This window comes from Arthrobacter humicola (assembly GCF_039531445.1).
In the GTDB taxonomy this organism is placed as follows: Bacteria; Actinomycetota; Actinomycetes; order Actinomycetales; family Micrococcaceae; genus Arthrobacter; species Arthrobacter humicola.
Map to the genome: position 1 here is coordinate 219,584 of NZ_BAAAQB010000041.1, position 20,362 is coordinate 239,945.

Genomic DNA, 20,362 nt, shown 5'->3' on the forward strand with positions numbered 1-20,362 from the left:
TTACTGAGGAGCTGTGCTTCCAGCTCCCGGAACTCAAGGGGGAATTGATGTCTGTATGGCTGGTCGAGAACTGGTGGGCGCTGTGGCTCACCCTGTTCCTCCTGTTTGCCGTGGTCGAGATGCTCACCCTGGACCTGTTCTTCATCATGCTCGGCGGAGGTGCCCTCGCCGGATTGGTGGCGGACTTCGCCGGCGCCGATCTGTGGCTGCAGATCATCGCCTTCTGCGTTGTGTCCCTGCTGATGATCGGCTTTGTCCGGCCGGTGGCCCTCAAGCACCTCCACAAGGGCCCGGCGGACCAGCGCAGCAACATCGAAAGACTTATCGGCGAATCCGCCCTCGTCATGGAGGCAGTGAGCGAGACCGGCGGCCTCGTCAAGATTGGCGGGGACGTCTGGAGCGCACGGTCCGAATCCGGGGTGCTCGCGCCAGGCCAGCCGGCCGTGGTCAGCGCCATCGAGGGTGCCACGGCGATCGTGGCCCCGCAGCCGGAATCGGCCATCCAATAAAGAGGCGGCAGGACATCCTGCGGCACCGGCAGCGGGCCGCACCGCCGCGGATCTGCCACAGCGACACCAAAATCAAACAACTGGGGAATAGGTGATGTATGGATATCGCAATCGCAATTGTGCTGCTGGTACTGATTGCGTTCGTAATTATTGTGCTGGTCCGGTCGGTCCGGATCATTCCGCAAGCCCGGGCCGGCGTCGTTGAACGGCTGGGCAAATACCAACGCACCCTGAATCCCGGCCTCACCCTGCTCATTCCGTTCGTGGACCGCCTGCTGCCGCTGCTGGACCTGCGCGAGCAGGTGGTTTCCTTCCCGCCGCAGCCCGTCATCACCGAGGACAACCTGGTGGTCTCGATCGACACCGTGGTGTACTTCCAAGTCACCGATGCCCGCGCCGCCACCTATGAGATCGCGAACTACATCCAGGCCGTGGAGCAGCTCACCACCACAACACTGCGCAATGTGGTCGGCGGGCTCAACCTCGAGGAAGCGCTGACATCGCGCGACCAGATCAACGGCCAGCTCCGCGGAGTGCTCGACGAGGCGACGGGACGATGGGGCATCCGCGTCTCCCGGGTGGAGCTCAAAGCCATCGATCCGCCCCACTCGATCCAGGACTCGATGGAGAAGCAGATGCGGGCCGAACGCGACCGCCGCGCCGCCATCCTGACCGCGGAGGGAACCAAACAATCGGCCATCCTCACCGCCGAAGGCCAGCGCCAGTCCTCCATCCTGAAGGCCGAAGGCGACGCCAAGGCGGCGATCCTGCGGGCCGACGGCGAGGCGCAGGCCATCCAGAAGGTCTTCGACGCCATCCATAAGGGCAACCCCGACCCGAAGCTGCTGGCCTACCAATACCTCCAGACCCTCCCGAAGATCGCCGAGGGCTCGTCGAACAAGCTGTGGATCATTCCCAGCGAGGTCGGCGACGCACTCAAGGGGATCGGGAGCGTCCTGGGTACCGGACCAGCTCCGGTCCCGGCTCCAGCTCCCCCGACGGCGACGTCGTCGGATGCCGAAACGCTGGCCGCGCCCGGCGGGGTCGACACCCCGGGAAGCAAGGCCTAGGCGCCCGGCACCTTCCGGATCCTCGGGCACCACCCGCATCACGGTTCAAGGCAGCCCCCGCAGGCCCCATGGCCCGGTCATTGAGGCCCGGCCGTGGGGCCCGCCGTTTAAGGCCGGACCAGGCAGGCGGGTACTCCTTACGTGGTCCGCGCCGCCCGGCTACTCGCTTTACCTCGTGTGCACCACTGCCGTATACTTGGGTATTTGTCCGGCCGGTACAGCCGTCCGGAACAAAAACGCTTCGTACAGCGTTGATTCCAATGACGTGCCAAACAGTTTTTGTCACTGGTGACTGTCATCCGGCCCGGTCAGCGGGCCACTCGCGGTACAGCACAGTGCAACCATAAGTCCGGCGCCTGACGGTCCCCGGATAACGCAGGGCTGGACCCTGCGAACCGAATAGAGGGAGAAAAGATGAGCGATCGCAGCCTGCGGGGTATGCGCCTTGGCGCACAGAGCATGGAGACCGAATCCGGCGTCGAACCGGCTCCGCGCCAGCGGGTTGAATACCGTTGCGAGGACGGCGAGCAGGTGTTTGTGACGTTCTCCTCGGAAGCCGAAATCCCCCCGGTTTGGGTTTCGAAGACGGGCAAGGAGGCCTTGCTGGTGGACGGCGAACGCCCCGTCAACAGCAACGAAAAGGCAGTGCGCACGCACTGGGACATGCTGCTGGAACGCCGTAGCCTCCCCGAGCTTGAGCAGATCCTCGAAGACCGTCTCACGATCCTGCGCGAACGCCGCGGCGAACGCCGGTCGGCCTAGACGGCCAGCTGATACCACCGGCTAAAAAAGGACCGGGCCCGCATCACTAGTGATGCGGGCCCGGTCCTTTCTCGTGGGCGGTCTGCTTCCGGGACGGTGCCGTCCGGGCCGCTAGGCGTCCTTCTTGCCCCTGAGCTTGTTCCAGCGGGCAGTCAGGCCCCACTTCGTGACGTTGATCATGGCTTCGATGACAATGTTGCCGCTCATCTTCGAGGCCCCGAGTTCACGCTCAACAAAGGTGATGGGGCGTTCCACGATCGTCAGGCCGAGCTTGGCCACGCGCCAGGCCAGGTCCACCTGGAAGCCGTAGCCGACCGAGTCCACCGCATCCAGGTTCAGCTTCTCGAGCGTCGTCCGGCGGAAGGCACGGAAGCCGCCGGTGACGTCCTTGATCTTAACGCCCAGCATGATCCGGGCGTACGTGCTGCCGACCCGGCTGATGGCCTGCCGGTAGAGCGGCCAGTTGACGACGCTGCCGCCGGGAACCCAGCGTGAGCCCATGGCGAGGTCCGCGCCCTGCTCCACGGCCTCGATCAGCTGGGGCAGCTGCTCGGGCTGGTGCGAGCCGTCGGCGTCCATCTCCACAAGGATGTCGTAGCCGGCATCCAGGCCCCACTTGAAGCCTGCGATGTACGCGGCGCCGAGCCCTGCCTTACCGGCCCGGTGCAGGACGTGGATCTGGCTGTCGTCGGCGGCCATGCGGTCCGCCAGCTGTCCTGTGCCGTCCGGGCTGTTGTCGTCGACAACCAGCACATCGGAGGCAGGCACGGCTGTGCGCAGGCGACCGAGCGTCTTGGGCAACGATTCCAGCTCGTTATAGGTGGGGATGATGGTGAGGACACGCACAGCGAGGCCTTTCCTTGAAGGGAGCAGTCGGTGCGCCGGCAGAGAATCGTCGAAGACTTTCAGGCGCAACTTCCCATTATAGGGAGTCGCACGCGCGTGACGGGCCGCATGGCGGCCCCGGGCAGGTCCACCCGCTTCGGGCCAGTACCGGCAGGCCTGAAAATTTCGGCGCCGGAACCGTTTTCTGCTGCGGAGTAGACCCGCCCCCTCGGGGTGCCCGTGGTCATGACCAGTAAAGCTCCCGCGGGTGCGGCAACCTGGAATGGACCGGGGACTGCGGAGCCTGCGCCGTACGCAACCCTCCGTTGACCCTCAATGCTACGGCGGTGCCCCAATCTGTCAACCGAGCCGTGACCTGCCGTTTCATCCATCGCCCCAGCTCAGGGCAGGGGTCCGCGGGTCAATGTTTCTGGGCAGCCGGCTGTATGCGTCGCCCGTACGGTCAGGCGCCGAGCGCACCGCTGGCATAGAGTTCCTGGCCGTCGCGCACCGTCTGGAGGCAGACGGGGTCCGTGCCCGTATCCAGTGCCGGCAGGAGCGGCGTGCGGGCCCGCGGGTCGGTGCTCCAGGACTGCACCCGGCCGTCGGCAACCTGGACCATGAGTTCCTCGACCTCCCAGACCGCGAAGCTGGCCGGGGCCCCGGGCACCAGCTGCCCGGCCATCGGGTTGCGGTAGCGGGCTGCCCGCCAGCCGGCCCGGGTGTGGCCAAGGAACGCGGCGCGGGCCGAGATCCGCTCCGCCGGGTTGGTGTGCTCCAGGCACGCCCGCACGCTGGACCACGGCCGTAGCGGCGTGACGGGGGTGTCGCTGCCGAAGCAGATCGGCACACCGGCCGCGTAAAGGCTTGCAAAAGCGTTCATGCCCAGCCTGCGGTCGCCGAGGCGCTGCTGGTACAGGCTGTCCCCGCCGCCCCACAGCGCGTCGAAGACCGGCTGGGCGCTGACGGTGACGGAGTAGCGGGCCAGCCGGGTGATTGCCGCGGGATCCGCGAGCTCGACGTGCTCGAAGCGGTGCCCCGCGGCGCGGACGCGCTGTTCGCCCACCTCGGCAGCGGCCAGGTCGAGGGCATCCAGGGCTGCGTCCAGGCCGGCGTCACCGATCACGTGGAAGCCGGCCTGAACGCCCAGGAGCGAGCACGCCGCAAGGTGGGCGGCCGCCTCGGCCACGGAGAGGTACTGGCTGCCGCGCTCCCCCGGCGCGTCCGCGTAGTCGGCACGCAGGGACGCGGTCCGTGAGCCGATCGAGCCGTCGATGTTGAGGTCGCCGGCAAGGCCCAGAACCGGGACGCCCAGCCCGTCAAGGATGGACCGGGCGTGGTCCTCGGAGGTGGCCAGCTCGCCCCAATAGGGCAGGATCTCCGGCACCGGATGCGCGGCATCGACCACTGCGCCGGAGGCTCTGTTCCAGCCCGCGGCGACCCGCAGGTCCTCAACCGTCCCGATGTGCGGAGCGGCCATCTCCGCGAGGGCCACGTATCCGTTCGCGGCCGCCTCGGCGAGGGCGCGCCGCTGGTAGCCGCGCAGGGTGTCCGCCGGCAGCTGGCGGGCCACCTGGCGGGCCGCGGTGTGGGCGCCGCGCTTGACCTGGCTGTCGGCGGCGAAGCCGTCGAGCCCTTCCAGCCCCGCCGATGCCGCCAGGGAGCTGGACACGAGGGCCGAGTGGGCATCCACACGGGCCAGGTAGACCTTGCGACCGCCGGCGGCACGTTCGATTTCCTCCCGGCTGGGCAGCGCGGGGTTGGTCCAGGTGGTCTCGTCCCAGCCGTGGCCTAGCACGGTACCGCCCGCGCTGGAGGCGGAGGCGCTGGAGGCGGAGACGGCGTCGAGCAGTTCAGCAGCGGAGCGCACGCCCGCCAGCTGCAGCGAATCGAGCGCGATACCAGCTTCCGTCAGGTGGACGTGGGAGTCGACGAAACCGGGGGCGAGCAGCGCGCCCTGCAGATCGATCACCTCCATCGAAGAGTCCGCAATGGAGGTGGCAGCCTGTTCGGAACCGACCCAGGCGACGGTATCGCCGTCGACCAGCATCGCGGTCGCGGAAGGGTCGGCCGCCGTGTAGACGGAGCCGTTGCGGTACAGCGTGACTTTGCGGGCTGCGGCAGCCGGCGAATCGGTCATGGGTCGGTAACTCCTTGTAACGGTGGCCGGCGTGGCGCCGGCGGGTTTAAAAGTCTTGGCAGGCCGCGTTAGCGGGCCAGCGAGCGGCCCGGTACGGCCAGCAGCCTAGGCCACTGAGGAATAGGCGACGACGCCGCGTTTGATGAGCTTGATCGCCTCCGCACAGAGCCGCGCAATCCGGGGGTCGAGGGTCGGGATGTCGGCGAGCTGGTCCAAAAGGTCAATGACCTGTTTGACCCAGCGGACAAAGTCGCCTGCGGCCAGGTCGGTGCCGCTGAGCACGTCCTGGAGGTGCCGGCCCTTGGCCCATTTGAAGATCGGCCAGACCAGCCCGAGTTCGGGCTCACCGGTGAGCGGCAGCTTGTTGGCCTCCTCCACGTCCTCAAGGGCTGACCACTCGCGCACCACCGTATCGACGGCGGATTCCAGCGAGATGCTCGGCATCTTGGGCCGCAAGCCGCGGTCCTCGCGCTTGGCCTGGTAGACGAGCACACTGGCCAGGGCGGTGATCTCGGCGGCGTCGAGGTCATTGAATGCACCCATCCGCAGGGACTGCGAGATCAGCAGGTCCTTTTCGCCGTAAATCCGCCGCAGCCGCTGACCGTCCGGGCTGATGGACAGCACGCCGGTGTCCGAGGTTTCCAGGTAGCCGTAGCTCGTCAGGACGCCGCACACACGGTCGAATGTCTTGGCGATGGTGTTGGTCCGGCCCTGGATCTGACGAATCAGCCCGTCCGTCTCCTGGCGGAGCTTCCACCAGCGTTCGGACCAGCGGGCGTGGTCCTCACGTTCGCTGCAGCCGTGGCACGGGTGGGCGCGGAGCTCCCTGCGCAACTCAGCGATCCGTTTCTCCTGGTTGGGCGCGGCCGCAGACCGGCCGAAGTCCTCGTCGCGGCGCGGCGGCGCCGGCGGACGGTGCTCGCGGATGGCGTTGCGCACCGAGGACGCCAGGTCGCGGCGCGACTTGGGGACCTTGGCGTTGAAGGACTTGGGAATCCTGATCCGCGTGATGGGCGACAACGGACCCTCGACGTCCTGCAGGCCGATCCGGCGGAGCTGGTTGTCCAGCGTCATGACGGCAGGGCGGGGCTCCCTGGATTCGTGGTCGGAGCTGAGCACCACCGCCAGGCCCGGCGACTTTCCGGAGGGAACATCCACCACGTCGCCAGGAAGCAAACGGCTCAGGGAGTCCTCCGTGAGCGACTTCACCGCCCGGGAGCTGCTCCTGGACGCCATCTTCTCGGCGTCGGCCAGCGCGCGCCGCAACCGGGCGTACTCGGTGAAGTCGCCCAGGTGGCAGGTCATGGACTTGCTGAACCCCTCGAGGGACTCCTCCCGGCTCCGGACCTGCCGGGCCAGTCCCACCACCGACCGGTCGGCCTGGAACTGCGCAAAGGACGATTCGAGGATTTCCCGGGCGCGCGGCCGGCCGAACTGCGCCAGGAGGTTGATGGACATGTTATAGGTGGGACGGAAGCTTGAGTTCAGCGGGTACGTCCGGCGTGAGGCGAGACCGGCGACGGCGGCCGGATCGGTGCCGGGCTGCCACAGCACCACCGCGTGGCCCTCGACGTCGATGCCCCGGCGGCCTGCACGGCCCGTCAGCTGGGTGTACTCCCCCGCCGTGATGTTGACGTGCGCCTCGCCGTTGAACTTGTCCAGCTTCTCCAGCACGACGCAGCGCGCCGGCATGTTGACGCCCAGGGCGAGCGTTTCGGTGGCGAAGACGGCCTTGACCAGGCCGTCGACGAACAGCTTCTCCACGACCTCCTTGAACGTCGGCAGCATGCCGGCATGGTGCGCGGCGAGTCCGCGCAGCAGGCCGTCCCGCCAGCTCCAGAAGCCGAGCACATCGAGATCATCCGAGGGGATGTCCTGGGCAGCTTCGTCAACGCGCTGGGCGATGATCTGCTGCTCGCGCTCATTGGTCAGCCAGAGCCCGGCGGAGACGCACTGCGCCACGGCCGCGTCGCAGCCGGCCCGAGAGAAGATGAACGTGATGGCCGGCAGGAGGTCCTGCCGGTCCAGGCTGGCGATGACCTGGGGTCGGCTGGCCTTCCGCACCGGGCTGCGCTGGCCGCCCTGGGGTTCGTCCCGCTGGCCACGCTGCTGGCGGCGCTGGTTCCGGCCGCCATGGCCGAAGCGGCCGCGGAAATTCATCTGGCTCTCGGCCCGTGCCATGGAGAGCAGCTCCGGGTTGACCTCGAATCCGGGCCGCCCGGGCACCTCTGCCGTCACGGCGGTCGCTGTCACAGCAGTGGCAGCCGCCTCACTGCCAGTGCCCTCACCGGCCGGTGCGATCTCGTCGAAGCTGGTATCGCCGGCAAACAGGTCCACGATCTTCCGGCCCACCATGACGTGCTGCCACAAGGGCACTGGGCGGTGCTCGGAGACGATCACGTCTGTCTGTCCGCGCACGGTATCGAGCCACGCGCCGAACTCCTCGGCGTTGGAGACCGTGGCACTCAGGGAGGCCACCTGGACCTCGCTGGGCAGGTGGATGATGACTTCCTCCCACACGGCGCCGCGGAAGCGGTCGGCCAGGTAGTGGACCTCGTCCATGACGACGAAACCAAGGTCATCCAACGTGTCCGAATCCGCGTAGAGCATGTTGCGGAGCACTTCGGTGGTCATGACCACCACGGGTGCGTCGCCGTTGATGCTCGTATCGCCGGTGAGGAGGCCCACCTGGGCGGCACCGTACTTGGCGGCCAGTTCGGAGTACTTCTGGTTGCTCAGGGCTTTGATGGGCGTGGTGTAGAAAGCCTTGAGCCCGCGCTGGAGGGCCAGGTAGATGGCGAACTCGCCCACGATCGTCTTCCCGGCCCCGGTGGGGGCGGCCACGAGCACGCCACGGCCGGCCTGCAGGGACAGGCATGCCTCGCGCTGGAACTCATCGAGTTCGAATTCCAGGGAGCGGATGAAACCCCCCAGGTAGGTCTTGGCTTCGGCGGCCCGCTCGACGCTGGCGCGGTAACGTTCGGACGGCGACTCCGGCCCGGGGTGTGACGACATGCTTCCAGCCTAATGCGCGAAGGCCTAGAGATTCTCCAGCTCGGAACTTGGGGTGGCCTGGTCCGCGGTGGCTTCGGTCTCAGCGGCGCGTTTGACGGCGCGTCGTTCGCGCCGGCGGTCGTTGAGCATGCACAGCCCGATCGCGGCGAAGAACAGGGCCAGCATGGGGACGGCGAGGTAGAACATGCTCGTGGCGTCGGCGCCGGGAGCCGCCATGGCGGCGAAAAGGCAGACCAGGAACACGGTGATCCGCCAGCTTTTGAGAAGTTGCTGGCCCTTGACGATGCCGGCCAGGTTCAGCCCGACCAGGACCACCGGCAGGAGGAAGGCGATGCCGAAGGCCAGCAGCAGCCGCAGGACAAAGGTCAGGTAGACCTGGGCGCTGATGAAGTTGGAGCCGCCCGCCGGCGTGAATTCGGTCAGCACGCGCACCGCGTTGGGCAGCACGAGCCAGGCCAGCAGGACACCGCCGACGAACAACGGCACGGCCGCTGCCACGAACGACAGGGCGATGCGGCGTTCCTTCTTGTGCAGCCCGGGCACGATGAAGGCCCAGAGCTGGTAAAGCCAGACGGGGCTGGCGATGATCAGGCCCAGGAACACGGATACCTGGATCATGAGGTCGAACGAGCTCGCGACCCCGTCAAAGTTCAGCGTCGCCTGCCGGCCCTGCTGTTCGTTCAGGTCCCGGATCGGCTTGGTCAGCGCAGCCAGAAACGGCTGGTAGACGAGGAAGCCCGCCACCGTCCCGATGACGACGGCGATTGCCGCCTTGAAGAGCCGGTTGCGCAGCTCTTTCAGGTGGTCAAGGAGCGCCATCCTCCCCTCGGGGTTTGATCGACGGCTCATGGTTACTGCCATGCGGACTTAGGCGCGGGTCGACGGCGGAACGTCGGTTCCGTCGCCCGTGCGGCTTTCCGGGGCGGCGGCCTGCGGGTGGTTAACAACCCGGCCCTCCACCGGCTCGGAGCCGTCCTTGGCGTCGGAGGTGCCGTCCTTCTTCATTTCCCGGACTTCCGACTTGAAAATGCGCATCGACTGGCCCAGGCTGCGGGCCATGCCCGGCAGCTTCGGTGCAGCGAACAGCACCAATGCCAGAACGATAATGATGATGAGATGCCAGCCTTCAAGCCTCATGTCAGGAGGTCCTTTCGTTTGAATACATCCTACGTCTAACCCAATTCGATGTCGCGCAGCGCCTGGGGCTGCCCGCGTTCCTTCTTGCGCTGGATGCGGCGCAGCCGGCGGGCGTCCTGCCGGGCGAGCTTGGATGCGTCGTAATCATGACGCATCCGGGCAGGCGAGGCAAAAACGGCGCCACCGGGTACCGGTTGAGGGGCCGCGCCGCCCGAGGCGCCGGCGCCATCTTCAGCGGGTGACGGAAGGCGGGAAAACCGGTCCATGGCTTCACCGAGTTCCCTGAGCGCGGTGGTGGCTTGCCGGTACAACCGCACGCCGAGCACGCCATAGAACAACAGCGAAAGCGCGACGAGCGCTATCCAGATCAGGATCCAGGACCACCAAGGCATGCTGATTAGTCTATCGGGAGGTCCGGTAAGTCCTCGTATTGCGTCAGGGCGGCGGCGAGCCACTGCCGCGACGCCTCGGCGAGGGTGGCCGGCTGCAGGATCCGCACCATGCCTCCGTGCTGGGAGACGAACATCGGCAGCCAGTCCGTGCTGCCGAACCGGATCTCGGCCAGCAGGCCGCCATCAGGCAGGGCGGCGGTCCGTTCGGCATAGTAGTCGTCGGCGAGGCCGGTGCCGCGGGGGGCAAGTTGCACCACCACCAACGTGTCGTCGTCGTTCGGTGTGAACAGCTTTACCGGGAAGCTGTCCGCCGGTGTCGCCGTTTCGGCTGCCGGGCGCCCGTTGGGGGTGAGATCCTCAATCCTGTCCAGGCGGAAGTTGCGCAGGCCCCCGGCCAAGTGGCAGTAAGCCTCGAGGTACCACGTGTTGTCGAGCGAATACAGTCGCAGGGGGTCCACGTCGCGTTCGGAGACGCTGTCGCGCTGCGGGGAGAAGTACTTCAAATGAAGCTGCGCGCCGGACCGGATCGCGGCGCGGGCGGTCTCCAAGGTGGCGGAGTTGCCGGGGGCCACCTCGGGGCCGGAGAGCGCGGCCGCTTTGAGCCCCTCCTCCCCCGCCGCGGCCATGAGCTTGAGCGTCACCGATTCGAGCGCGCCGCCTCCGGCCAGCTCGGGCAGGCCGTTGAGCGTCTCCAGGCCCGTCAGGAGCGCGCAGGCCTCGTCCACGGTGAAACGTACCGGGCGGGTCAGGTCCAGGTCCTGGGTAATGAAGACGTGGTCATCGTCCCACTGAATGTCCAGCAGATCGTCGGGGTAGCCTTCCGGCAGGCCCGAGCAGATCAGGATGCGCAGATCGTCCTCGAGGGCCTTGCGGGTGATTCCGAAACGGGCGGCGACCTCGCTGATGTGCAGCCCCTGGTTGTGGACCAGGAAGGGAACCAGTTGCAGCATCCGCTTGAGCTGGTCCTCGGACGTGCGTTTTCGGGGCCGGGCGGCGCGGCCGGCCTCCGGGAAGGCCACCTCCGGGACCGGCGCGGCGGCGAACGCTGCGGCCGCGGCGAGGCGGCGGCGGACGGCGGCGGCGAGTTCGGGCGGCGACACCACGACGGCCCGGGGACCGTAGGAGGCGAGCTCCTCGCCCAGCGTTTCGGCGTCGCGGAAGGGCACCGTAAGGCGGTCCCGTCCCGCCGCAGGCTGCTCCCCGGCTTCGAGGGCGGCACCGGCTTCCGGGGCGGCGGGCCCTGACAGGGCGCGTTTGCGCAGGCCGAGCAGCCGTCCTTGGTCGACGTCGACGACGGCGGTCTGCAGCGGCAGCTCGGCCAGGCCCGCCAGTTCGGCGCGGACGTTGAACCCGGCCGGCGGGGTGAAGCTCTCCTTGTCCAGCACTGTCACGGCGGAGGTCAGCCGGGACAGCCGGAAGAACCGCTTGTCCCCACGGTCCCGGTCGTGGCCCACGAGGTACCACTGGCCGAAGCGGCTGCCGAGGCCCCAGGGCTCCACGAGGCGTTCCTGCTCCTTGCCGGTGCTGCCGGCCAGGTAGCTGAAGCTGACCGGGTGCTGTGCGTGCATGGCGGCCACCAGGTCCTCGAACGCCTGTCCGGCAGGTCGGATGCGCGGCTGGACCCCGACGGGGAGTTCGGCGTCGACGAGGCCGCCGGCGGCCTGCAGCTTGCGGACCGCGTCGACGGCGGCGGAGCCGAGCGCGGCTTGCTCCCAGAGCTGCGCCGCGAGGATCAGCACCGTGCACTCTTCGGGGGTGAGGCTGACGTCCGGGAGCCGGTTCGATTCCTTGCCGATCCGGTACCGGGTGGTGGCCGGGTCGTCGGAGCCCCAGCCCTGGTCCGTCACGGCCTCAACATCGAAGCCAAACTGGCGCAGCTCTCCTTTGTCGCGTTCGAACATGCGGCCGAACGCGACATCACTGCTCGTGGTGTCGCGGTAGACCTTTGCGCGCAGCTCGCTGCGGCGCAGGCCGTACTTGGTATTGAGCAGGGCAATGAGCAGGTTCAGGAGGCGTTCTGTACGTGAGGCGGACACCCCGCAAGGCTACTAAAGCCGATCCCCGAAAAAGACGAAAGCGCGGCAACAGCCGGAAGAACTTTTCCGATTGTTACCGCGCTTGCGCCCCAAGGGGGTGATCAGGTGCCGGTTCAGTCTGCTGATGCAGCCGGCCCTGCTAGTGGTGCTCGGCGTCCCTTAGCGGACGGCGACGAGGTCTACGACGAAGATCAAGGCCTCGTTGGGGCCGATCGCCCCGCCGGCGCCACGCGAACCGTAGGCAAGCTCGGAGGGGATCTCGAGGCGGCGGCGGCCGCCGACCTTCATGCCGAGGAGTCCCTGGTCCCAGCCCTGGATGACCTGGCCGACGCCGACCCGGAAGTCCAGCGGCGCGCCGCGGCCCCAGGACGCGTCGAATTCTTCACCGGTGGACCAGGCGACGCCCACGTAGTGGGTGGAAACGGTGTCGCCGGCCTTGGCCTCGGCGCCGTCGCCTTCGATCAGGTCCGTGATGACCAGTTCGGTGGGGACGTCTCCTTGGGGGAAGTCGATTTCCGGCTTTTCGCGGTCGAGGTTGCGCTGTCCAAATGACATGGTTGCTCCTTTGGGGGTGACGTGTGGTGAATGCGGTGGATTACTTGACGCCGAGGATGTCGACGACGAAGACGAGGTCGCCCTTGGCGTCGCCTTGGCCCTGATCACCGTAGGCGAGGTCCTTCGGGACCACCAAAAGGACGCGCGAGCCGACCGTCTTGCCGGTCAGGCCCTGGGTCCAGCCCTTGATGACGCCGGTGAGCGGGAAGGTGGCCTTCTGGCCGCGGTCAAAGCTGGAATCGAACACCTTGCCGGTCGCGAGGGCAACGCCCACGTAGTTGACTGTGATGGTGTCGGAATCCTTGACGGCCTGGCCCTTGCCGGTGATGAGGTCCTGGGAGATCAGCGCGGTCGGTGCCGGGACGCCTGCAACGGAGATCTCCGGAACGCCCTTGTCGTTTTCCTTGACGGTCGGCAGTCCGGCCGGCGGGGTGACGGCGTCGCCCTGCGGCTTGTCCAGGACCGGCGGGGCGTCCTTGGCGGAGAGCACCTTGACGATCAGGAGCTGCGTGGGCTTGGCCTCGGTGCCTTCGGCTGCGGCCTGGCCGGGGACGGCCAGGGCAATGTGGGAGCCCACCTTGGCGCCCACGAAAGCGTTGTAGATCACGGGGCTGCTGGTCTTGAGCTCGTCGTTCAGCTCCAGCGGCTCGGGATCGTTCGGGAACGTGTCTTCGAGGGTGGAGCCGTCCGTGCCGTTGAAGGCCACGATCGAGATGTCGGCGATCTGGTTGGCTTTCACCCGGTCGCCGCTGCCCTCGGTAACCACTTTGACAGTGGGTTCCTTGACGTCGAGCGGCTTGGTGAATTCAACACCGGGGGCCTTCTTGTCGCCGTTCTCCGTGAGTTTGACCGAGTCCAGCTTGGCGGTCTCACCCGCGGACTGGCTGGTGGGTTCCGGCGCCGGGGGCGCTTCGCTGCCGCCACAGGCGGTCAGCAGCAGCAGTCCGGGCAGAAGAATTGCAAGTAGTCGGCGCACTTGGAAACTTTCGTCGAGGCAGGGTGGACTCAGTGCCGTTCGGTTTCCCGGGGCAAAGAAAGCGGCGGCCGCAAGGCGGCCCTACCTCAGAATAACGTGCAAAGCTGGGTATCAGCCCATCGAGTCCAGCAGGGCATCGACCCGCTCGTCCACGCTCCGGAACGGATCCTTGCACAGGATGGTCTGGTGGGCGCGGTCGTTGAGCTTCAGATGAACCCAGTCCACGGTGTAGTCACGGCCCAGTTCCTGGGCGCGCCGGACGAAGTCGCCGCGGAGTTTGGCCCGGGTGGTCTGCGGCGGGGCGTCCACCGCGTCCTTGACTGTGGTGTCGTCCACTACCCGGCGGGTGGCCCCGCGGGCCTGGAGCAGGTAGAAGAGGCCACGGCTGCGGGAGATGTCGTGGTAGGTCAGGTCAAGCTGCGCGATCCGGGGGGCGTCGAGCCCCAGGCCGTGCCGTTCGCTGTAGTTGTCCATGAGCTTCTTCTTGATGGCCCAGTCCACTTCGGTGTCGATCGTGCTGGTGTCACCGCTTTCGATCGCATCCAGGGTGCGCTCCCACAGGTCAAGGATGAGCGGCACGTGGGCGTTGTGGGCACCGTTTTCGGCCACAAACGCGGTCACCTTGCTCAGGTACTCGCGCTGGATCTCCAAGGCCGTGAGCTGCCGGCCGTTGGCTAGCCGCACCAGGGCCCGGCCGCTGAGGTCGTGTGAGATTTCCCGGATGCTGCGGATCGGGTTCTCCATCCGCATGTCGCGCATGATCACCCCGGCCTCGATCATCCGCAGGATCAGGTCCACCGTGCCGATCTTGAGCAGGGCCGTGGTTTCGGACATGTTGGAGTCGCCCACGATCACGTGCAGGCGCCGGTAGAACTCGGCATCCGCGTGCGGCTCGTCCCGGGTGTTGATGATGGGCCGGGAGCGGGTGGTGGCCGAGGACACGCCCTCCCAGATGTGGTCGGCCCGCTGGGAGAAGGCGAAGGTGGCCCCATGCGGGGTCTTGAGGATTTTGCCGGCCCCGGCGATCAGCTGGCGCGTCACGAGGAACGGGATCAGGATCTCGGCGAGCCGGGAAAATTCCCCGCGGCGCGGGATGAGGTAGTTTTCGTGGCTGCCGTAGGAGTTTCCGGCCGAGTCGGTGTTGTTCTTGAACAGGTAGACGGTGCCGTTGAAGCCCTCGGCCGCCAGCCGTTCCTGGGCCTCGTCCACGAGGTCACATAGGATCAGTTCCCCGGCGCGGTCGTGCGCGATCAGTTGGGCGAGGTCGTCGCACTCGGCCGTGGCGTACTCGGGGTGGGATCCGACATCCAGGTAGAGGCGCGAGCCGTTGGTCAGGAAGACGTTGGAGGACCGTCCCCAGCTGACCACCTTGCGGAAGAGGTAGCGGGCGACTTCCTCCGGCGCGAGCGGCCGGGATTCCGGGCTTGAATAGGAAATTCCGAATTCGGTTTCGATGCCGAATATGCGCTTGTCCATCTCACTTCTCCTCAGCCAGCAGTGCCACGATGTCCGCGTCCTCGAGCCGCCTGAACGCCCGGCGGGTGCCGCGGCCGGTTTCCGAACCGCGGTCCAGTACCGCAACTTCCAGCGCGGACGCCGGCAGGGTGGTTGTTTCCTTGTCCGCGACGAGCCCGGCGAGGGCCAGCCGGATGGCTCCGGCGAAGTCGAGTTCGCCCTGCCAGCCCGCCGCAACAGCCTCGGACACCTTGTCCGCCTGCCCGCCCATCACGATGAAGCCGTGTTCATCGGCGATGGACCCGTCAAATGTCAGCCGGTAGAGGTGGTCCGCCTCCTGGGTCTGGGCGACTTCGGCGACGGCCAGTTCCACCTCGAAGGGTTTCTGCTCGGCCGTGAACACCGCTCCGAGGCTCTGGGCGTAGACGCTGGCCAGGCCGCGGGCCGTGACGTCTTCACGGTCGTAGGAGTAGCCGCGGACGTCGGCGTACCGCACCCCGGCCTGTCGCAGGCTCTCGAACTCGTTGTATTTTCCGACGGCGGCGAACGCGATTTTGTCGTAGATCTCGCCGATCTTGTGCAGTGACGGGGACGGGTTCTCCGCCACGAGGGCAATCCCGTCCTTGCAGCTGATGACCACCACCGAGCGTCCGCGGGCGATGCCCTTCCGTGCGAAGTCCGCACGGTCCTTCATCAGCTGTTCGGGGGATACATAAAACTGTTGCGTCATCTTAGGCCTCCCGCTGGGCGACGGCCCGGGATTCGATGATGCGGCCGGCCACGGCGGCGAGGTCGCGGTCCGGGACCCGGACGGCGCCCGTCCGGTTCACCACGTAGACCACCGGCCACAGTTGCCGGACCGGGTCGGGTCCGCCGGTGGCGGAGTCGTCGTCGGCGGCGTCGTAGAGTGCCTCGACGGCGACCGCCACGGCATCCTGCTCCGAGAGCCCGGGGCGCCAGAGTTTCTTCAGCGCGCCGCGGGCGAACATCGAGCCGGATCCCACGGCATGGTGTTCCTGTTCCTCGTAGCGGCCGCCCGTGACGTCGTAGGAGAAGAGCCTGCCAAAGCCGGCGGGCCGGTCGAACCCCGCGAACAGGGGGACGACGGCGAGGCCCTGCATCGCCATGGGCAGGTTGCCCCGGACCATGGCGCCGAGCCGGTTCGCCTTGCCGTCCAGGCTCAGGAGCGTGCCTTCGATCTTCTCGTAGTGCTCCAGCTCAACCTGGAACAGCCGGGTGATGTCGAGGGCGATTCCGGCGGTTCCGGCGATGCCCAGTACGGAGTACTGGTCGGCGGGGAAGACTTTCTCGATGTGCCGGCTCGCGATGACGTTGCCCATCGTGGCGCGTCGGTCGCCGGCCATCAGCACTCCCCCGGCGTAGCTCATCGCCACAATCGTGGTGCCGTGCGGGGCCTGGAGGGGTGCTGCGGCCTGGCCGGCGGCGGGCAGCTGGTTGAAAGGCATGTGGCCGAAGGGCATTAGGTCGGGCCGCTCACGCTGCAGATGCTCAGTGAATGAGGATGTCGCGTTGGCTGCTACGCGGTTGGCTGTTGTTTCCTGCACTGACGCTCCCTCAACGTGGTGGATCAACGACTCTTCCGGCTCTTAGCCCCTCCTGCCGCCCTCATCCGGCGGCCGGCGGCGCTCCTACTGGCCGCCCTTTTGGACGAATGCGCGGACGAACTCCTCGGCATTGGATTCCAGCACGCCGTCGATCTCGTCGAGGAGATCGTCAACGCCCTGGGTGGCTGCCGATGCCTGGGCGTCTGCGGGGGCCGGCGGCGCGGCGGGGACGTCCTCGTCAACCTCGGTGTCCCGCGACTGCGGCTGCTGCTGCTCCTGGCCTGCCATTGTTCTCTCCTTCATGTCCGTCCCTTTTTCTCGTAAGGGACATCCTGTAGCAATAGTGCCACGCGCGGGGCGCCCGCGGGGGCCTTTTGTTCCTAGGAACCGGGGCTGAGTCCCAGCAGCTCGGCCAGGAACGTCCCGGCCTCCCGGTGCCGGGCGAAGAGGCCGCCGGTGAGGGCTTCGGTTCCGCGCAGCGGCTCCCGGGTGGGGACCCGCTGGAGCCGGCCGCGGCCGGGAAGATCGAAGATCACCGAGTCCCAGCTCGCTCCCGCAAGGTCGGCGCCGAAACGGCTGACGCAGCGTCCGCGGAAGTACGCGCGCGTGTCCGATGGCGGTTCGGTCACCGCGCGGCCGATCGCGGCGTCGTCCACGATCCGTTGCATCCGGTCGCGGGCCAGCAGGCGGTAGTAGAGCCCTTTTTCGGGGCGGATGTCGGCCCACTGCAGGTCCACGAGGCCCAGTCGGGCATTGTCCCACTCGAGGCCGTCGCGCTGGCGGTAGCCCTCCAGCAGGGACAGTTTGGCAAGCCATTCCACGGAGGAGGCGGCCGCCGCCCGGTCACCGCCGAGTTCGCTCAAGGTGCCGGACCAGCGTTCCAGGACCTCGTGGGTGTGCCCGTCACCGTCCACGGCATCCGCAACGCCGGTGTCCTGAGCGTGTTTGGAGGCGGCCTCGAAATAGATCCATTGCAGGTCCAGGGCGGTGATCCGCCGCCCGTCGCTCAGGCGCAGCATCGCGGTCAGCGAGGTGTCGTGGCTGACCGTCTGCAGGGCCGCGACGGGCTCGTGAACCTCAATCCGGGGCGCCAGGCCGGCCTCGATCAGGCTCAGGACCATCGCGGTGGTGCCGAACTTGAGGAAGTTGGATGCCTGGCTGAGGTTGGCGTCACCGATGATGACGTGGAGCCGGCGGTACTTGTCCGCGGTGGCGTGGGGTTCGTCCCGTGTGTTGATGATGGGCCGGCGGATAGTGGTTTCCAGTCCCACTTCGGTTTCGAAGAAGTCGGCCCGCTGGCTGATCTGGTACCCCGGCCGGGAGCTGTCCTGCCCGAGGCCCACGCGGCCGGCGCCGCAGATGATCTGCCGGGTGACGAAGAACGGGGTGAGCCCGCGAACGATCTCGCCGAACGGCACGGAGCGGGGCATGAGGTAGTTCTCGTGCGAACCGTAGGAGACGGACTTGTTGTCCGTGTTGTTCTTGTAGAGGTTGACCGGCGGCAGCTCGGGGTCGGCGGCGAGGCGGCGGACGGCGGCCAGCGCCACGAGGTCTCCGGCGGCGTCCCATGTGACGGCGGCGCGCGGGTTGGTGACCTCGGGGCTGGAGTACTCCGGATGGGCGTGGTCGACGTACAACCGTGCCCCGTTGCCCAGCACCATGTTCATCAGCAGCGTGCCGGCCTCGTCCTCGCCGTCGGCCTCCAGCTCCTGACGGCCGTAGGCGAGGGCTATGGCCTCGGCGTCCAGGACCGGAGGCTGGTCGGTGAGCTGTTCGGGGTCCGCGCTGCTGCGCTCCAAGGTCCAGCCGCGGGCGTCGTGCAACGGCTCTTCGTCGGTGTAGTCCCACCGGGTTTCGGCCCCGCCGGCCGCCCGCTGCCGCGTGACCTGGGCGTATGCCTGGATGACGCGGGCAGACATCATGGTGGCGTTGGCGCCGGGGGCCGACGGCGCGTGGATGCCGTACTCGGTCTCCGAGCCCATCACCCGCATCGCACCGCCGACGGGCAGGCCGCCGGCCGTGTCGGCCGGCCGTCCCGGGACACCAGCCGTCACAGGTACTGCCCTGTGCTGGGCATCGTCTCGATGGACTTCCCGGGCTCCTGGCCGGCCTTGCCCTGGACGATGGTGCGGATGTATGTGATGCGCTCACCCTTCTTGCCGGAGATCCGTGCCCAGTCGTCCGGGTTGGTGGTGTTGGGCATGTCCTCGTGCTCACGGAACTCATCCACGACCGCCCGGAGCAGGTGATCGATGCGCAGGCCTTTCTGCCCGATGGTCAGCAGGTCCTTGATGGCGTACTTCTTGGCCCGGTCCACGACGTTCTGCACCACGGCGCCGGAATTGAAGTCCTTGAAGTAGAGCATTTCGGTGTCGCCGTTGGCGTAGGTCACCTCGAGGTATTCGTTGGACTTCTCGGTGGAGTACATCGCCTCGACGGTCCGCTGGACCATGGCGTCCACGGTGGCCTGGACGTCGCCGTTGTGCTCGGCGAGGTCGGACTCGTGGAAGGGCAGGTCCGTGGTGATGTACTTGTTGAAGATGTCGGCGGCGGCCTCGGCGTCGGGACGCTGGATCTTGACCTTGACGTCCAGGCGGCCCGGGCGCAGAATCGCCGGATCGATCATGTCTTCGCGGTTGGAGGCGCCGATCACGATCACGTTGTCCAGCCGTTCGACGCCGTCGATCTCGCTGAGGAGCTGCGGAACGATCGTGGTTTCGACGTCGGAGGAGATGCCGGTGCCGCGGGTGCGGAACAGCGAATCCATTTCGTCGAAGAACACGACCACGGGGCTGCCCTCGGAGGCCTTTTCGCGGGCGCGCGCGAAAATCAGGCGGATGTGCCGCTCCGTCTCGCCGACGTACTTGTCCAGGAGCTCGGGTCCCTTGATGTTCAGGAAGTAGCTCTTCATGTCCGTCTTGCCGGCACGTTCGGCGGCCCGGGCGGCCAGCGAGTTGGCCACGGCTTTGGCGATCAGGGTCTTGCCGCAGCCCGGCGGGCCGTACAGCAGGATTCCCTTGGGGGCCTTGAGTCCGTGCTCGCGGTAGAGGTCGGGGTGCAGGAACGGCAGTTCGACGGCGTCGCGGATCTGTTCGATCTGCGGGCCGAGACCGCCGATGTCCTGGTAGGTGATGTCCGGGACTTCCTCCAGCACGAGGTTTTCGACCTCAGAGCGCGGGATCTTCTCCAGGGCGTAACCGGTGCGGGAATCGATAGAGAGGGCGTCGCCGACCCGGAGCCGCTGGGCGAGCAGGGCCCCGGAGAGCCGGATGACCCGTTCCTCGTCGGCCCGGCCCACCACCAGGGCGCGGTCCGTCCCCAGCATCTCCTTCAGGGTGACCAGGTCCCCGGCGCGCTCGTAGCCGAGCCCGGCGACCACCATCAGGGCCTCGTTCAGGAGGACTTCCTGGCCGACTGCCAGCTGGTTGATGTTCACCAGCGGGCTGATCCCCACGCGCATTTTGCGGCCGGCGTTGAAGATATCGACCGATTCCTCAGTGGCCGCCTGGCCGCTGTTCCCGGCGGTCGGCTGACGCTTCGGGTTCAGCTGAAGGATGGTGCCGAAGCTGTACGGCGGCTGTCCCTCCTGGTCGAGGGCGTTCTTGAGCCGCAGGATCTCCGCCTTGGCGGTCTCCAGCATGCTGACAAGCTTTGAGTTGTTTTGCGTGGCCGCGGCGAGCTGGCGGTCAATGTGCCGGAGCTTGTCCCGGAGGATATTGACCTGCCGCTCGGCGACGGAGAGTTCATTGGCGGCGTACCGCTCCCCCTCGCCGGCAGCGGCCCGAGACGCGTCCGCCCGTGCGGCAGCATCCGCTGCGTCCTCGGCCGGTGTGCGGCCCGGGTCAGTGTTCGGAGTCTCCATCGTGCATCAGCCCCTTCCTGCTCTTCTATTAAGACCTTAGCCCTAAGAAGGCGGGTGCCGCTG

General features: G+C 67.4%; 18 protein-coding genes. 3 read left to right on the forward strand and 15 right to left on the reverse strand.

Features of this window, described 5'->3' with window-relative positions; translation table 11 throughout:
• The first annotated feature begins 47 nt into the window (after nucleotides 1-47).
• From ABD243_RS17645 to ABD243_RS17655, 3 genes are all read left to right on the forward strand, one after another.
• Complete coding sequence (locus ABD243_RS17645) at nucleotides 48-509, forward strand: NfeD family protein (protein ID WP_344367674.1); 462 nt, start codon at nucleotides 48-50, stop codon at nucleotides 507-509.
• Nucleotides 510-607: 98 nt separating this feature from the next.
• Nucleotides 608-1,579 carry an SPFH domain-containing protein gene (locus tag ABD243_RS17650; protein WP_344367675.1) on the forward strand — a complete coding sequence of 324 codons (972 nt, stop codon included), beginning with the start codon at nucleotides 608-610 and terminating at the stop codon, nucleotides 1,577-1,579.
• Nucleotides 1,580-1,993: 414 nt separating this feature from the next.
• Nucleotides 1,994-2,341 (forward strand): RNA polymerase-binding protein RbpA, encoded by a 348-nt coding sequence (locus ABD243_RS17655; protein WP_026266329.1) that lies wholly within the window; start codon nucleotides 1,994-1,996, stop codon nucleotides 2,339-2,341.
• A gap of 111 nt (nucleotides 2,342-2,452) precedes the next feature.
• Here the strand turns inward: ABD243_RS17655 and ABD243_RS17660 are convergent, their stop codons facing one another.
• The 15 genes from ABD243_RS17660 to arc all read right to left on the reverse strand — a co-directional run bounded on the left by ABD243_RS17660 (nucleotide 2,453) and on the right by arc (nucleotide 20,299).
• A complete protein-coding gene (locus ABD243_RS17660; protein WP_091256196.1) occupies nucleotides 2,453-3,187 on the reverse strand; it encodes a polyprenol monophosphomannose synthase in 735 nt (244 codons plus the stop codon).
• Nucleotides 3,188-3,629: 442 nt separating this feature from the next.
• On the reverse strand, nucleotides 3,630-5,306 hold the full coding sequence (locus tag ABD243_RS17665; RefSeq protein ID WP_344367676.1) for an amidohydrolase: 1,677 nt from the start codon (nucleotides 5,304-5,306) through the stop codon (nucleotides 3,630-3,632).
• Nucleotides 5,307-5,411: 105 nt separating this feature from the next.
• Nucleotides 5,412-8,321, reverse strand: a complete 2,910-nt coding sequence (locus ABD243_RS17670) for a DEAD/DEAH box helicase (RefSeq protein WP_344367678.1) — start codon at nucleotides 8,319-8,321, stop codon at nucleotides 5,412-5,414.
• A 24-nt stretch (nucleotides 8,322-8,345) separates the two neighbouring features.
• The gene (gene tatC / locus ABD243_RS17675; protein ID WP_344368079.1) at nucleotides 8,346-9,140 is read right to left on the reverse strand and encodes a twin-arginine translocase subunit TatC; all 795 of its coding nucleotides are present in this window, start codon (nucleotides 9,138-9,140) and stop codon (nucleotides 8,346-8,348) included.
• Between the two features lie 48 nt (nucleotides 9,141-9,188).
• Nucleotides 9,189-9,458, reverse strand: a complete 270-nt coding sequence (tatA, locus tag ABD243_RS17680) for a Sec-independent protein translocase subunit TatA (RefSeq protein ID WP_344367679.1) — start codon at nucleotides 9,456-9,458, stop codon at nucleotides 9,189-9,191.
• A 35-nt stretch (nucleotides 9,459-9,493) separates the two neighbouring features.
• Nucleotides 9,494-9,850 carry a hypothetical protein gene (locus ABD243_RS17685; protein ID WP_344367680.1) on the reverse strand — a complete coding sequence of 119 codons (357 nt, stop codon included), beginning with the start codon at nucleotides 9,848-9,850 and terminating at the stop codon, nucleotides 9,494-9,496.
• A gap of 5 nt (nucleotides 9,851-9,855) precedes the next feature.
• Nucleotides 9,856-11,886, reverse strand: a complete 2,031-nt coding sequence (locus tag ABD243_RS17690) for a helix-turn-helix transcriptional regulator (RefSeq protein WP_344367681.1) — start codon at nucleotides 11,884-11,886, stop codon at nucleotides 9,856-9,858.
• A gap of 159 nt (nucleotides 11,887-12,045) precedes the next feature.
• A complete protein-coding gene (locus ABD243_RS17695; protein WP_091254229.1) occupies nucleotides 12,046-12,441 on the reverse strand; it encodes an FKBP-type peptidyl-prolyl cis-trans isomerase in 396 nt (131 codons plus the stop codon).
• A 40-nt stretch (nucleotides 12,442-12,481) separates the two neighbouring features.
• On the reverse strand, nucleotides 12,482-13,417 hold the full coding sequence (locus tag ABD243_RS17700) for an FKBP-type peptidyl-prolyl cis-trans isomerase (protein ID WP_344367682.1): 936 nt from the start codon (nucleotides 13,415-13,417) through the stop codon (nucleotides 12,482-12,484).
• 111 nt (nucleotides 13,418-13,528) lie between these two features.
• Nucleotides 13,529-14,893 (reverse strand): Pup--protein ligase, encoded by a 1,365-nt coding sequence (gene pafA, locus ABD243_RS17705; RefSeq protein ID WP_344367683.1) that lies wholly within the window; start codon nucleotides 14,891-14,893, stop codon nucleotides 13,529-13,531.
• A 1-nt stretch (nucleotide 14,894) separates the two neighbouring features.
• The gene (gene prcA, locus ABD243_RS17710) at nucleotides 14,895-15,602 is read right to left on the reverse strand and encodes a proteasome subunit alpha (protein ID WP_091254221.1); all 708 of its coding nucleotides are present in this window, start codon (nucleotides 15,600-15,602) and stop codon (nucleotides 14,895-14,897) included.
• Between the two features lies 1 nt (nucleotide 15,603).
• Entirely contained in the window at nucleotides 15,604-16,437 is an 834-nt protein-coding gene (gene prcB, locus ABD243_RS17715; RefSeq protein ID WP_091254259.1) for a proteasome subunit beta, read from the reverse strand.
• Nucleotides 16,438-16,521: 84 nt separating this feature from the next.
• Nucleotides 16,522-16,725: a ubiquitin-like protein Pup gene (locus ABD243_RS17720; protein WP_026266331.1), complete on the reverse strand. Its 204-nt coding sequence runs from the start codon at nucleotides 16,723-16,725 to the stop codon at nucleotides 16,522-16,524.
• A gap of 92 nt (nucleotides 16,726-16,817) precedes the next feature.
• Nucleotides 16,818-18,491: a depupylase/deamidase Dop gene (gene dop / locus ABD243_RS17725; RefSeq protein ID WP_425547242.1), complete on the reverse strand. Its 1,674-nt coding sequence runs from the start codon at nucleotides 18,489-18,491 to the stop codon at nucleotides 16,818-16,820.
• The gene (gene arc, locus ABD243_RS17730; RefSeq protein ID WP_344367684.1) at nucleotides 18,488-20,299 is read right to left on the reverse strand and encodes a proteasome ATPase; all 1,812 of its coding nucleotides are present in this window, start codon (nucleotides 20,297-20,299) and stop codon (nucleotides 18,488-18,490) included. The genes dop and arc overlap by 4 nt, the downstream gene beginning before the upstream one ends.
• Between the last annotated feature and the right edge of the window lie 63 nt (nucleotides 20,300-20,362).